Source organism: Legionella genomosp. 1 (assembly GCF_900640215.1).
Lineage (GTDB): Bacteria > Pseudomonadota > Gammaproteobacteria > Legionellales > Legionellaceae > Legionella_C > Legionella_C quinlivanii_A.
Genome location: NZ_CAAAJH010000002.1, coordinates 148,078 through 162,587, shown reverse-complemented (window position 1 = coordinate 162,587; position 14,510 = coordinate 148,078). Strand labels below are relative to the sequence as shown.

The following is a 14,510-nucleotide window of genomic DNA, read 5'->3' as shown; positions in this document are numbered from 1 at the left end:
CTGGGAGAGGGCTAGGGAGAGGGTTGATTACTAAAACGCCAGCTTAAGCTGTTCCCAGTACTGGTTATATATTAACAGGGTATCTTCTCCCACATCTCTTTGAAAATGTCCTTGCTTCAAAACATCCGCCGGCGGGTAAATCAGCGTGTTTTCCTGAAGTGAGGGAGGCAGTAATTTTCGTCCTGACAAATTGGTGATTGCATGGCCTTCTTTTAATGCAATCTGGCTGGCGACGTCGGGGCGTAGAATGAAGTTGATAAAAGCATAGGCTTCTTCGGGGTGGGGTGGATTGAGCGGCATTGCCAGACAGTCCACCCAAATCACAAAACCATCCCGCGGAAAGTTAAAACGGATGTTTGTATTTTCCGCCTGCGCCTTAAATGCATCACCATTCCAGGTGCTTCCGAGCGAGGCATCTTCATCAATCATGATGGCCTGAATACTGTCGCTGGCAAAGAGTTTGATATTGGGAACCAGCTTTAAAAGATGTTCATAAGCTAACTGAATATGTTTTACATCCGTATCATTGGGATCAAAGCCGAGACTCATCAGGGCAATCGCAAACACTTCCCGGGAATCATCAAGAAGCATTAACTGGTTTTTCCATTGCTTTCCCCAAAGTTCTGCCCAGCTTAGGGGTGGATTTTTTATGTTGCTCTGATTGTAAAAAATACCGGTTAATCCCCAAATCATAGGAACGCTGAACTGATTACCCGGATCGAAGGCATTATTGGTGAAAACAGGATCAAGATTTTTAAGATTAGGTAGTTTTTGCGGATCGATAGGATGAAGCATATTCTGTTTTTTCATTCGTTCAACAAAATAGCCTGAAGGTAGAATTACATCATAAATGGTTCTGCTGCTTGCCTTTAATTTGGCATACATGGTTTCATTGCTGTCATAGGTGGAAAAATTCACCTTAATCCCTGTTTCACTTTCAAATTGCTGAACAACTGATTTGGGAATTTCACCGCCCCAGACATAGACATTCACTACAGCAGAAAACCCGGTTACTGAATAGAATACAAACCAGAATACAAGCATCAGCCTTTTCATAGTGAACGCCTGGATAATAAATGAGAAATGATGACCAGAATCATCGAAAAGCCAAATGTGATAGAACAAAGCGCATTGAGCTCAGGAGTAACTCCTGCGCGAACGAGCGAATAGATGGTCAGAGGAAGAATATTGAAATCAGGCCCGGCCACAAAATAACTGATAATCACATCATCGAGAGACAGGGTAAAGCAAAGCAGAAAGGCGCTAAGAACGGCAGGCCAAAGCAGGGGCAGCAAGATTTTTCTTAATGCGGTAAAACGGCTAGCCCCTAAGTCCAGCGCACTGAAATAGATATTGGGATTTAGGGTATTGATGCGTGCATTAATCGTTAAAATAACAAAAGGCAGGCAAAAGGTAATGTGTGCAATCAAGAGACTAAAAAATCCCAGGGGTAGTCCCGTGATATTAAAGAATATTAATAATGAAACGCCTAAGACCAAATCGGGAATAATCACCAGCAATAAAAGCATTACAGCCAGAACTTGTCGATGTCTTGTTTTGAAGAGGAAGAGGTGTACGGCAGTTAATAAACCCATAACCGTAGCGATTAATGCCGAACTGACTCCTAATATTAATGAGTTGCTAAATGCGGCCCACAATCCGCGATCATGGAAAAGTTCAGTGTACCATTTTATTGAAAAACCATGCCATTGCAGGGAAAACTTGGCATTATTAACTGAGTAAAGCACCAGAATGAGAATAGGAAAATATAGGAGAGTGTAAACAAAGAAAAGAAAAAAACGCTGAGCGAATTGTTTCATGCGCTCACCTCAGTATTCTGACGTCGATAAAACATAAGAATTAAAAGCAATAGCAAAGTAAGCACAATACTGGTCGCTGAGCCCTGTGGCCAATTCTCAAGAACTAAAAACTGATTCTGAATTAAATTACCAAGAAGAATGGAACGCGCCCCTCCCAATACGTTAGGAATATAAAACAGGGTCATAGCCGGAAGCATGACTAAAAGAGAGCCTGCAATGATACCCGGGGCTGTGTTGGGCAGAAAAACACGATTGAATATCGCCCATTTACTTGCCCCCAAATCTCTGGCCGCCTCAATTAAGCGAAAATCAAAGCGCTCCATATTATTGAAAATAGGCAATACCATAAAGGGAAAAAGATTATAGACAAGGCCGATAATGACTGCGAAATTGGAGTAAAGCAGAGATAAAGGTTCATGAATAATATGAAGCTTTAAAAGTACAGCGTTGATAATACCTTTATATTTCAGCATGGCTATGAGGGAATAGGTTCGTACCAGCGAGCTGGTCCAAAAGGGTATGATAATCAGGAGAATCAAAATGGATTGATGACGAGACTTCACCAGCAGATAGCTGAATGGATAGGCAATTAAGAGACATAGGAAGGTCGTAATCGCCGCAATCAGCAATGAGCGAAAGAAGATTTTTATAAATACCCAGTTTAACAGAGCTGAATAATTTTCAAGCGTAAAGGGCAGAGCCATCAGATTTACGGGATCCCTGGAGAGAAAACTGGTTATCAGCACAAAGCAAAGCGGCAGGAAACTGAAGATAATCAGCCAGCTGTAAAGAAAATAAAGTGAGAGTGCCTTAGCTTTCATCGCGTAAAAGCACCTCCCATCCTGATAACCATTCTACCCAGACTGTTTCATTCGCATTGTATTCCAGCTTGTCATCATCCTCATCAAAAAATTCAGATGCATTAATTATTTTTCCTGAGTCAAGACTGACTTTTAAATCAACGGTCGAGCCTTTATAAACAATTTCATTAATTTGTCCTGGCAGCATATCGTGGCTGTCTTTTACCTCGTGCAAATCCCACACACGAATATCTTCAGGCCGTACAATCAGATGAACCTTCTCTCCAGGTTTGAAATTGGAGGTGTTTTTGCAGGTGAGCTCCACTCCCTCAATCTCAACAGTCAGATTCTGTTCCCTGACTTCCTTAATTGTGGTTTGAAAGATATTGGCTTCGCCGATAAAACTGGCTACATGCAAATTCACCGGGGTTTCATAGACTTCACGTGGAGTGCCAATCTGCTCAATCTGGCCGTGATTAAAAATGACGATTCGATCAGACATTGACAAAGCTTCTTCCTGATCATGGGTGACAAAGACGAAGGTCATATTTAATTTTTGCTGCAGCTGCTTCAATTCAGATTGCATGGCCTTTCTCAGACGATAATCCAATGAGCTTAGCGGCTCGTCGAGTAGCAAAACCTGGGGGCGGTTAATTATTGCTCTGGCAATAGCAACCCGCTGTTGCTGGCCCCCGCTCAACTGCTTGATATTACGCTCGGCGAAGGGTTCCAGCTGCACAAGCCGTAATGCATCCAAAACCCGCTCTCGAATCTCCTCTTCTCTGATTTTGCGGCAGCGTAGTGCAAAAGCCACATTTTCAAATACAGTCAGATGAGGGAATAATGCATAGCTTTGAAATACTGTATGCACATCGCGTTTTTGCGGAGGCAAATTATTTACACAGATACCGTTAATAAAAATTTCCCCCTTCGTCGGCTGTTCAAAACCGGAAATCAGACGAAGAAGCGTCGTCTTTCCGCAACCCGAGGGGCCAAGTAATGTTAAAAACTCGCCATCAAGGACAGATAGGGAAATATCGGTCAGAATTTCATTCTGGCCATAGGATTTAAAAACGTTTTTAATTTCTATCAGAGGTGTCGTCATTGATTTTTGCTGAGCAAAACCTTAATTATGATTGTTGCAGGGAAAGTTGTCCAGTAATAGATTTTTTTTATGACAGAATGCTCGGTTATAAGCACCGAGCAAACTCTGTAAATTAGAACTGGATTACCAGGTTACTATATTCTGAGTAATATCAAGGCTGCATGATTCTGAAACCTGGCCGCTATTGCAAATGACCGCGCCAGTAATGTCGTCCACTTTTAAAACGCCTCCCTGCCAAAGGCAGCAACCCTGGATTTTCTGCAGATCCATAATCGCATGACGGGTACAATAACAGGCGGAATAGTAGCCGTTGTTACATACGAAGCGTCCAGCCGATGAGTCGCAGTATGAAATACCGCCCATATTGCCACAGCACTGATCACAGCAAGTTGGACAGGCTGTGGAAGTATTTCCTAAACAGCGTCCGGCATGTGCCAGAGACAGACTGAATAACAGAAATGTAAACAGGACGAGACGCGAAACATTATACATGAGTAGTTCCCTCAGAGCTGATTAAGTCAGCATATCAAATTGCGGGTTTGAAAAGAAGTTCTTTGAACTCAATCGTTTATTCCGTTGATTCCTCGGTGATCAGCAAATCAACCGATTCAATGCGCTGGAAACGCTGGGTGATTTTTCTTGCTGAAGTAGAGACTTCGTCGACATCCTGATGCGCCTGATCGATATGCTTCGACAATTTATCCATCCTTTTTTCAAAGCGCTGGAAGTCATCCGCCAGAGCATGTAAATGTTTTTGAATGATATGAACCTGTTTGCGAGTCGCGTCATCTTTAAGTACCGCCTTCGCCGTAGTCAAAACAGCCATCAGTGTAGAGGGGGAAACCAGCCACACTTTGAGTCGTTGTGATAAGGCAACCACCTCCGGGTAATTGGCATGAATTTCAGCGAAAATAGCTTCAGCCGGTATAAACATCATCGCACCATCGCTGGTTTCACCTGCAATAATATACTTTTCCGCAATATCTTTAATATGCTTGCTGACATCCTGACGAAATTGCTGCTGTAGTATTTTTTTATCTGTCAATGAGCAGTTGCTGTTAATCAGTTTTTGATAGGTTTCCAGCGGAAATTTAGCATCGATGACCACTTGTCCAGTAGGTTCGGGGAGAAATAGTATACAATCAGCACGTTTTTGATTACTTAAGGTGTATTGCATTTGATAGTGGGTGGAGGGAAGCATATTGGCGATTAAGGCATTTAACTGGACTTCACCAAAGGCGCCTCTTGAGCGTTTATCCTGCAGTACATCCTGAAGGCTGACGACATGAGTGGAAAGCTCGGTTATTTTTTTCTGTGCTTCATCGATAATAGTCAGGCGCCTGACCACATCCGTAAAGGTGCTGGAGGTTTTTTCAAAGCCTTCGGCCAGCTTATGATTGACTTGTTGAGTAAGTTGTTGCAGGTGATTGCGGATTTCCTCTGTCAAAGAGTGGAGATGAGAGGTGAGCCCATTAGCATGCTGTTTAAAACTGAAGTTGATTTGCTCTCTGATATCCGTCATTTGCTGTTGTATATTTTTAGTAATCATCTCCTGACCGCTTAACTGGTTTTGGATGATCAGTTCATAAAGGCGTTGCTGGCTGTTTGAAGCATTTTCACTGATCAGCATTTCCAACTGATGAATCTGCTCTATAAACAGCTCTCTTAACTCAGTGATTTCCAAAGAGGCGCTTCTCTGTAATTTTCCCCGTTGGGCAATCAGCAGAAAGAGAAACAGCAACTGCAGCAGGTTGGTGTAAACCAACCCCTGCAGCGAAAAAAGATAGGATAAATCAGGCATTAAATAAATTTTAAGAAATGAGAATAGGGTTATTGTACTCAAAAACTGACTTGATTTGACCATAGTCAATCAATTGAATAGCGGTTAAATAAAAAGGTCCGCTATAACGGCTGGCTAAATCAGGAGAAAAACTAATAGTTAAGCTTGTTTTTCCAGCGTCCAGCCAGTTTGCAGATTGTGCTGTTTCCACTGGAATCTTATGGCCTTGTTTATCTGTGGCCAACAAGACTGCCTGCAAGGCATAACGGCTTGACATGGCGACATTTAATCTGGCGCTATATTCAAAAGCCTGTTTGCCGGATGGCTTTATCTCAAGCAGGGCCGCCGAGGGCAGTGAATAGGAGAATGCTGTGTGAGCCTGGTACTTAAGCTCCTGACTTCCTAAAAGAATGCATTCCTCGGCTTCCACATACCAATTTTCACCCAGAGAATTGATCTCTTCTGTTAACCGGGTTTTTCCCTGGTAAACGCCTTCACTGATTTCTTTAAGGGTAAGAAGATATTGCGTACCGCCAGGACTAAACAGGGTTGCTTCAATCCGATCCGCGTTATAGTCAGTTGTACGAATGGTGGCAATCAGCATGTCTCCATAGCGATAGCTGCTTTTATCCGTGCCTACACTGAAATAGGCACTGGAGCCTATATCGTTCACATGAATAATGAATTCATCTGAAGGAGAATTATTTCCTGATGCGGCTGTCAGCAAAAACATGCCGCTGCCCAGTGAGGGGCTGAGTTGCATCACCACTCCATTCCTGGGAAAGGGGGTATCGATAAGGGCCTCATCTTTCGCCATCAGCTCAGCCGCCTCTTTCAATGTGTATTGAAGCCTGTCTTTTTGAATCAATAACTGCGGCATTTCAGGAAGAGCGGAGGATTTTTTTTGAACAGGGTTTATTCTAAGAATCGCACCGGCTGCCTTTGTCGGCAGCTGGATCCCTTTCTGCAACTGCGCAAAACTCACCTTGATGTGGTAAGACTTTGTCTGCTGTTCGCGCAGAGGGCTTGTTTTTTTCAGCAGGCGGCTATCGGTAAATGCCCAGTGAGTGCTAAGCGCTGCACGAGGCAATGAGGCGCAATTCTCACAGGGATAAGTGTGAACGGCCTGTTCCGGAAATGTAGCTGCTATAGCCTGTGAGGCGCCAAGCGCCAGAAGAATACTGTATTTTGCTCTCATGGCTATACTCCTTGTTGCGCCAGATCGGTAATGAGAATTTGTTCCAGACCGAAACAACTGTGTCTGCTTTGGCTATGACTTAAAGGCGTCTTATCGATTGTTTTCTCTGTATCAAAAAACCAAAGGCTTCCGGCAATGACCTGTGAGCTGCAATTAAGGAAACCGTCTGAGCATCGTTCCAGGTATAGTTTGGTTAGCTTTAAACCGGTGCTAAGTAAATAGCCATTGCAATAGCTTGCGCTGGAAAAAGGGGACGCGGTGACATCTGTACCTACTACCACTCTGAACGGTACGGGCAGGTTGCTTCTTCCTGCACTTCCCAGGAGAAGTTCATTATTAAACAGGGCCATATCCCCGACACGCTGTTGTTTGACTGAATTATTTCGATAGCCAAGCAGCCATCCCACTGATTCTGTAAAAATATTTCCGCTGATCACTTCATCAGCAAGCGGAGTTCCGCCGCTTGAAGGGGCAAGTGCGACGACCCGGCGAATGATTTTACCTAATTTGAAGAATCGCTCGTCATATGTGGGGTGCGACAAGATCCAGCGCATGACGTTTGCACCATTGGAATGAGTATATACTACCAGCTTGTCAATATTCTTATTCGTTACAAAATCCAGAATCTGATCGGCTGTGCAGCCAGAGGCCTCTTCTTCCCACATGTATTTACTGTAGTCACAGGCTATAACCAGAGCATTGCCAGGTTTAGGCAGACTTTGGCTCATCTGGCTGATAAAATCCTTTTTCCAGTAACCGCCATCAGCGTCATCCCGGTGATCATTGGTACCATGAATAAAAATAATACCCAGATTGTCTGCGGCCGTTGAAGAATAGGCTATCGTTGAAACAATAATCAAAAAAAGACTAAGTATTAAGCGGGAAAAGTCCATTTCTTTTAAGTCCTGTTTAAAAGTCTAGCAGTATCTATATCACAGGTTATGAGAGAACGACAAGCGGGTCTTTAAAAAAATAAAATCCTGCCGGCTATAATAATCCCGCGGTTTTGATTATGATTGATCACAAAATTATTGCATTATCCAGGGTTAAAAATGAGTCTCGAAGCAGTCAGAATAAGACTTGAGTCATTGCGTGAAACAATCAGATTGTATGATTATCAGTATTACGTCCTGGATAATCCCAGCGTTCCTGATGTTGAATACGATCGCTGTTTTCGAGATTTGCAGGCTCTTGAAAGAGAATACCCGGAATTAATGACGGTGGACTCTCCCACACAAAGAGTCTCAGGAAGTGCGGCGCATGTCTTTGAGCCGGTGAGGCACCGCCAGCCCATGTTATCACTTTCCAATGTGTTTAGTCCTGAAGAGCTGCAGGCTTTTATCAAGCGGGTGGCGGATAGACTCGACACTGCTGACGACGAGTTATTATTTAGCTGCGAGCCCAAGCTGGATGGTCTGGCGGTTAGTCTTACTTATGAAAACGGCATCCTGGTAACGGCTGCCACGCGTGGGGATGGAAGCGTTGGGGAAAATATTACTGCTAACATTAAAACAATTGCCGCGGTTCCTTTAAAACTGATGCTTGATACTCCACCTTCCTTAATCGAGATTCGTGGCGAAGTGTATATGCCAAAAGCCGGATTTGAAGCTTTAAACCAGCGGGCAATTGAGCGCGGTGAGAAAACCTATGTGAATCCTCGCAATGCGGCTGCGGGAAGCTTAAGACAGCTTAACCCGCAGATAACGGCTACCCGTCCTTTGGCTATTTTTTGCTATGGTGTTGGGGCTCGTGAAGGTGTTGAGCTGCCTGACAGTCATTTTCAGCAATTGCAATGGCTTCGTCAGTGGGGATTTAGGGTGTTTGCCGACAATCGTCAGGTTCGCGGGTTAAGCGGGTGTCTCGATTACTACCATGAAATGCAAAAAAGGCGAGACAGTCTGCCTTTTGAAATCGATGGGGTAGTCTATAAGCTGGATAGTATTGCTTTGCAGAATGAGCTGGGTTTTGTAGCACGTGCACCGCGCTTTGCCTGTGCGCATAAATACCCTGCAAGTGAAGAAATGACAGAAATATATGCTGTTGATTTTCAGGTTGGCCGCACCGGCGCTTTAACTCCTGTCGCACGTCTGAAACCTGTTTTTGTAGGCGGAGTCACGGTCAGCAATGCGACCTTGCATAATATGGATGAAATCAGACGCAAGGGGATCTTGATTGGCGATACTGTGGTGGTACGCCGGGCTGGTGATGTGATTCCTGAAGTAGTGAGTGTGGTGCTTGAAAAAAGGCCTGAGACAGCCAGGGAAATCACCTTGCCTTCTACCTGTCCGGTTTGTGATGCGGAGGTCGTGCACGAAGAGGGTGAGGCTGTGGCACGCTGTATGGGAGGATTATTCTGTCAGGCTCAGTTGAAAGGAATGATTTGGCATTTTGCCTCACGCCGGGCCATGTCCATTGATGGATTGGGTGATGTATTAATTGAACAGTTAGTGAATCAGCAGTTAGTAAAGGATGTTGCGGATCTTTATGCTGTAACTCTGGATCAATTGATGGCCTTGCCGCGTATGGGCAGGAAATCGGCCGAAAATTTATTGAATGCAATAGAACAGAGTAAGAAAACAACCTTCAAACGCTTTTTATATGCTTTGGGGATCCGTGAAGTTGGAGAGGTCAGCGCAGGCGTTTTAGCTGATCATTTTAAGGATTTGGTCGAGCTTAAAAACGCCAGTATCGAGCAGTTGATGGAGCTGAAGGACATTGGGCCTGTCGCTTCGCATTATATTGTTCATTTTTTCTCTCAGGATCATAATTGTGAAGTCATTAATAAACTGGTGCTTTATGGGGTTCACTGGCCGCAGGTAGAAAAAAAACAAATCGACACAACAAACCCTTTTTATAATAAAACGCTGGTCCTAACGGGTACTTTGAACACGATGGGCAGGGATGTGGCGAAAGCCAGACTGGAGGCGCTTGGTGCCAAGGTAACTGGCAGTGTTTCAAGTAAAACCGATTTTTTAATCGCAGGTACCGAGGCTGGCTCGAAGTTAGAAAAAGCAGCTAAGTTAAAAGTAATGATTTTAGATGAAGAACAGTTTCTTCAAATGCTGGATCAGTAAGTCAGGATGTCATTTTGAAACTAACAGGGAATATTCAATTACGAGTTGCAGTGCTGCTGCTAGCCAGCAACTCGAGCTATGGTCTGGTTTTAAATGATCCTTATCCTGAAAGCGATTCTGGAAAAAAAATCTACTATTCCTCATTTAACGAGCAACCCAAAACACTGGATCCGGCTCGTTCATATTCCAGTAATGAATATGTTTTTATCATGCAAATTTATGAGCCCTTATTGCAATATGATTATTATAAGCGGCCTTATGAACTGGAACCTTTAATTGCGGCGAGCATGCCGCAGGTGACTTATCTCGACAAATCACTGCTGCCTCTGCCTGATTCTCTTTCAGAAAACGTGGCATTCAGTCTTTACAGAATTGATATCAAACCTGGAATTCTGTATCAACCTCACCCGGCATTTGCTATGGATCATGAGGGAAAATATCGCTATTTACCTCTTCCGGATAACTATCTTGAAGACAATGATATTAATCAGCTGGCAGATTTTAAATTTACCGGAACCCGGGAACTGGTCGCTGATGATTTTATTTATCAAATCAAACGCCTGGCTGATCCGGATGTCAGTTCACCAATCAGAGAATTAATGAGTGAACACATCGTGGGTTTCAGAGAGTTTGCCAATCAGTTGCCTCCAATAAGAACGCATCATTTTGTGGATCTGAGACAATATCCCCTAAGTGGTGTCAAAAAGTTAGACGATTACAGTTTTGAAATTCTGGTGAAAGGTTCCTATTCACAGTTTCTTTTTTGGCTGGCAATGCCTTTTTTTGCACCAGTTCCCTGGGAAGTCGACCAGTTTTATTCACAGCCTGATATGGATGATAAAAATTTAAGCTTTGACTGGTATCCCGTTGGAACGGGGCCTTTTATGCTGAGTGAAAATAATCCTAACCGAAAAATGATTCTGTTGAAAAATCCCAATTACCGTCAGGATTTTTATCCGGATTCTACAGATCCGGAGGATATGAAAAAAGGATATACCATCAATGCGGGGAAACGACTACCTCTGATTGATGAGGCTTATTTTACTTTGGAAAAAGAGTCAATCCCGCGCTGGAATAAATTTTTGCAGGGCTATTATGATGCCTCTGCGATCAGTAATGAGAATTTCGATCAGACTATCCGTCTGGATACAAAAGGCGTGCCTCATTTGAGTGGCGAAATGAAAGCACGAAATTTACAGTTGCAACAAACAACCGATCCTTCAATTTATTATCTAGGCTTTAATATGCTTGATCCAGTGGTCGGAGGAAACAGTAAGCGTGCCCGGAAACTTCGTCAGGCGATTTCTATCGCTGTGAATTATGATGAGTTTATTACTATTTTTTTTAATGGCAGAGGCCAGTCTGCCCAAGGTCCGATACCGCCAGGCATATTTGGCTACAAAGAGGGCAAGGCTGGAATAAATCCCATTGTGTATCGCTGGAACGCTGCTGATAGTAAAATGCTGCGCCGAGATATTAATGAAGCACGGAAACTTATGGCAGAAGCAGGTTATCCCAGGGGACGAGACCCTTCAACTGGCAAAGCCCTGATATTGCATTACGACAGCGCTGTAACGGGCGGCCCTGATGACAAGGCGCAATTGGATTGGATGAGAAAACAATTTGCCCGAATTGGCATTGATTTGAATATCCGGGCGACCCAATACAATCGGTTTCAGGAAAAAATGCGGGCGGGCAATACGCAAATTTTTTATTGGGGATGGAATGCGGATTATCCAGATCCGGAAAACTTTCTTTTTCAGCTTTATGGCATTAACGGGAAAGTTCGCTATGGCGGCGAGAATGCCGCCAATTACAATAATCCTCTCTATGACCGATTGTTTGATCAAATGAAGAATCGTACAAATGATCCAAAACGTCAGGAACTAATTGACAAAATGCTGGCCATAGTACGGGAAGATGCTCCCTGGGTGTGGGGGGTCAATACGGAAAGCCTTATTCTGGCACAGCAGTGGGCTAATCTGGCAAAGCCGAATACGATTAGCCTCGGGCATTTAAAGTATGCCAGTATTGATGTCGCGCTGCGTGAAAAACTGAGAAGTCTTTGGAATCAGCCGGTGTTATGGCCTGTCGCTCTGATAGTACTTATCCTGTGTCTTTTGATCCTACCCTTGCTGTTTGCCTATCACCGTAAGGAAAAAAGTCCTGCCAGGAGATTGCACTCATGTTAATTTATCTCGTAAAAAGAATAGCGTATGCATTACCCATACTTTTTGGAATCAATTTAATTACCTTCGCACTTTTTTTTATGATTAATTCACCGGACGACATGGCACGTATGCAGTTAGGACAGAAGCATGTCAAGCCGGAGGCGATTGTACATTGGAAAGCAAAACATGGTTACGATCTGCCTTTGTTTTTCAATGAACAGGCCCCAGGAATGGAGAAACTCAGCCAGACACTGTTTTTTCAGAAATCACTGAAGCTTTTTGCTTTTGATTTTGGTATGTCGGACGCTGGCCGCGATATCAGTTTTGATATCTCACATCGAATGTGGCCAAGTCTTGCGATTGCGATACCTATTCTTTTATTCAGTATGTTGGTGAATATTATTTTTGCAATGGCGATGGCATTTTTCCGTTCGACTTATCTGGATATCAGCGGGGCAGTTTTCTGTATTATTTTAATGTCAATATCCAGCCTGTTTTATATTATTGGCGGGCAGTATTTATTTGGTAAAGTGCTGAAACTGGTTCCCATCTCAGGTTATGACGGTGGCTTTGAAAGTATCAAATTCATTATATTGCCTGTGGTGGTGGCTGTAATTAGTGGAATAGGTTCGGGAGCACGCTGGTATCGAACGCTGTTTCTCGAAGAAATGAATCGTGACTATGTCAAAACCGCACGCGCCAAAGGGGTTTCAGAAACCGGCATTTTATTCAGGCATGTGCTGTGGAATGCTATGCTGCCTATTCTAACAGGAGTGGTGGTACTGATTCCTTCGCTATTTATGGGAAGTCTGGTTCTTGAGTCTTTTTTTGGCGTGCCAGGGCTTGGAAGCTATATTATTGATGCGATTCAACAACAGGATTTTGCGATTGTGAGGGCTATGGTTTTTCTGGGATCAGTTTTATATATTCTTGGCTTAATTTTAACGGATATTTCCTACACCTGGGCAGATCCGCGAGTAAGGTTGGGTTAATCAATGCTTTGGACGGATATTTTTTTTCTTGGCATGCTGGTTTTTGTTTTTGCCGGCCTCTTGTTCAGTTTAAGGAAGGAGCCAGCACGAGTGGTGCTGTTGAAGCTTTTTCAGCGGCCCATCGCCATCGCTTCAGGGATTATTCTCATATTTTTTTTAAGCATAGCCATTCTTGATTCCTTCCATATTGAAGTTTCAGAGGGTAAAGACACTGCTGCTCTTGAATCTAAAACCTTGCTCGATGCCATGCTAGCCCCTTTGGATGAGGTGTATGAAAATACTTATTCTGCGCCAATGGCCTTAAAGCTTTATACCACCGAAACAGCTATCCTCGGCGGTAAAATTCAGCAAATTTATCCTCGTCTTTCCTATCCACCAGCGACGATTCAAACCAGTCATGATAAAAACAAGCTGATCCTGGGTACGTTTTTTAAAGCGGGGGTTTATGGGATATTAGGGACAGCGGGCTTGGTATTAGTGTTTATCTTAATCGCTTATTTATCAGGCCATAGGCATTTCAAATATTCCCCTCAGCTTGCCGTTGCTCTGGGAACTGTTTTTATCTGTATTTTTCTTGGCATTCTGGCGTTTCAGCTCTCCCGTTACTTCCACGTATTTGGCACTGGAAAAATTGGGCAGGATATTTTCTATTACACCGTAAAAAGTATTCGCACCGGTCTTGTTATTGGAACCTTAACGACATTATTCATGCTTCCTTTAGGAATTATTCTAGGCATTGCAGCAGGTTATTTTGGCGGGGTTGTCGATGATATTATTCAGTATATTTATACTGTTTTAAGCTCCATTCCGGGGGTGCTTCTTATCACGGCTTCTGTATTATCGATGCAAACTTATATTGCCAATCATCCTCAGCAATTTCCAACGCTTGAAAAAAGTGCTGATGCGAGATTATTTGCTTTATGCCTTATTCTCGGAATTACCAGCTGGACCAGCTTGTGTCGTTTACTGCGCGCAGAGGCTTTGAAGTTTCGTGAAATCGACTTTGTATTAGCCGCTAAAGTAATGGGAACCCGAACTTCACGAATTATCTGGAAACATTTATTGCCTAATATGATGCCGATTGTGCTTATTTCACTGGTTCTCGATTTCAGTTTTCTGGTGCTGGCTGAAGCGGTGCTTTCCTATGTGGGGGTAGGGGTATCTCCAATGACCATCAGCTGGGGAAATATGATCAACGGAGCCAGGCTCGAGCTGGCCAGGGAGCCGCTGGTATGGTGGCCTATCATGGCGGCATTCCTGTTCATGTTTATACTGGTACTGGCGAGTAATTTATTTGCGGATGCGGTACGAGATGCCCTGGATCCTCATCAGGCTTGATAGTGTATTCAACTTAAGAGAGATCCTCTCTCCCTCAGGGAGAGTTAGAGAGAGGGGTTTAAAATCAACCCTCACCCTAGCCCTCACTGCCATTAAGTTAAGCTCAATTGTATATTAAACTGTCATCCCCGCGAAAGGCGGGGATCCATCTCTGAGCTAATTAAAATGCCAACTGAGGAATAGATTCCCGCCTTTCGCGGGAATGACAGAAGTCCTTAACTTAATGGCAGTG

Annotated in this window: 12 protein-coding genes; 4 read left to right on the top strand and 8 right to left on the bottom strand. The window is 43.7% G+C overall.

The window, feature by feature from the left end:
* Positions 1-30: 30 nt before the first annotated feature.
* The 8 genes from E1O89_RS02925 to E1O89_RS02890 form a co-directional block, all read right to left on the bottom strand.
* Positions 31-1,056 (bottom strand): PotD/PotF family extracellular solute-binding protein, encoded by a 1,026-nt coding sequence (locus E1O89_RS02925; protein WP_133138865.1) that lies wholly within the window; start codon positions 1,054-1,056, stop codon positions 31-33.
* Positions 1,053-1,820: an ABC transporter permease subunit gene (locus E1O89_RS02920; protein ID WP_112218195.1), complete on the bottom strand. Its 768-nt coding sequence runs from the start codon at positions 1,818-1,820 to the stop codon at positions 1,053-1,055. The genes E1O89_RS02925 and E1O89_RS02920 overlap by 4 nt, the downstream gene beginning before the upstream one ends.
* A complete protein-coding gene (locus E1O89_RS02915) occupies positions 1,817-2,641 on the bottom strand; it encodes an ABC transporter permease (protein ID WP_133138864.1) in 825 nt (274 codons plus the stop codon). Before E1O89_RS02915 ends, E1O89_RS02920 begins: the two co-directional genes overlap by 4 nt.
* Entirely contained in the window at positions 2,631-3,725 is a 1,095-nt protein-coding gene (gene potA, locus E1O89_RS02910) for a spermidine/putrescine ABC transporter ATP-binding protein PotA (protein ID WP_133138863.1), read from the bottom strand. The genes E1O89_RS02915 and potA overlap by 11 nt, the downstream gene beginning before the upstream one ends.
* A gap of 123 nt (positions 3,726-3,848) precedes the next feature.
* Positions 3,849-4,217 carry a hypothetical protein gene (locus tag E1O89_RS02905; RefSeq protein ID WP_058507343.1) on the bottom strand — a complete coding sequence of 123 codons (369 nt, stop codon included), beginning with the start codon at positions 4,215-4,217 and terminating at the stop codon, positions 3,849-3,851.
* Positions 4,218-4,293: 76 nt separating this feature from the next.
* Positions 4,294-5,526, bottom strand: coding sequence for a DNA recombination protein RmuC (locus E1O89_RS02900; RefSeq protein ID WP_133139020.1), 1,233 nt, complete (start codon positions 5,524-5,526; stop codon positions 4,294-4,296).
* A 10-nt stretch (positions 5,527-5,536) separates the two neighbouring features.
* Positions 5,537-6,703 (bottom strand): DUF4785 domain-containing protein, encoded by a 1,167-nt coding sequence (locus E1O89_RS02895; RefSeq protein ID WP_133138862.1) that lies wholly within the window; start codon positions 6,701-6,703, stop codon positions 5,537-5,539.
* A 2-nt stretch (positions 6,704-6,705) separates the two neighbouring features.
* Positions 6,706-7,596, bottom strand: a complete 891-nt coding sequence (locus E1O89_RS02890; protein WP_133138861.1) for a hypothetical protein — start codon at positions 7,594-7,596, stop codon at positions 6,706-6,708.
* 159 nt (positions 7,597-7,755) lie between these two features.
* Here E1O89_RS02890 and ligA point away from each other — a divergent pair, with 159 nt between their 5' ends.
* Genes ligA through E1O89_RS02870 form a run of 4 tightly spaced genes read left to right on the top strand, consistent with a single transcriptional unit; the run spans position 7,756 to position 14,278 of the window.
* Entirely contained in the window at positions 7,756-9,777 is a 2,022-nt protein-coding gene (ligA, locus tag E1O89_RS02885) for an NAD-dependent DNA ligase LigA (protein WP_133138860.1), read from the top strand.
* 32 nt (positions 9,778-9,809) lie between these two features.
* Positions 9,810-11,969 carry an ABC transporter substrate-binding protein gene (locus E1O89_RS02880; RefSeq protein WP_133139019.1) on the top strand — a complete coding sequence of 720 codons (2,160 nt, stop codon included), beginning with the start codon at positions 9,810-9,812 and terminating at the stop codon, positions 11,967-11,969.
* The gene (locus E1O89_RS02875; protein ID WP_133138859.1) at positions 11,963-12,940 is read left to right on the top strand and encodes an ABC transporter permease; all 978 of its coding nucleotides are present in this window, start codon (positions 11,963-11,965) and stop codon (positions 12,938-12,940) included. Before E1O89_RS02880 ends, E1O89_RS02875 begins: the two co-directional genes overlap by 7 nt.
* A 3-nt stretch (positions 12,941-12,943) precedes the next feature.
* Positions 12,944-14,278: an ABC transporter permease gene (locus tag E1O89_RS02870; RefSeq protein ID WP_133138858.1), complete on the top strand. Its 1,335-nt coding sequence runs from the start codon at positions 12,944-12,946 to the stop codon at positions 14,276-14,278.
* Positions 14,279-14,510: the final 232 nt, after the last annotated feature.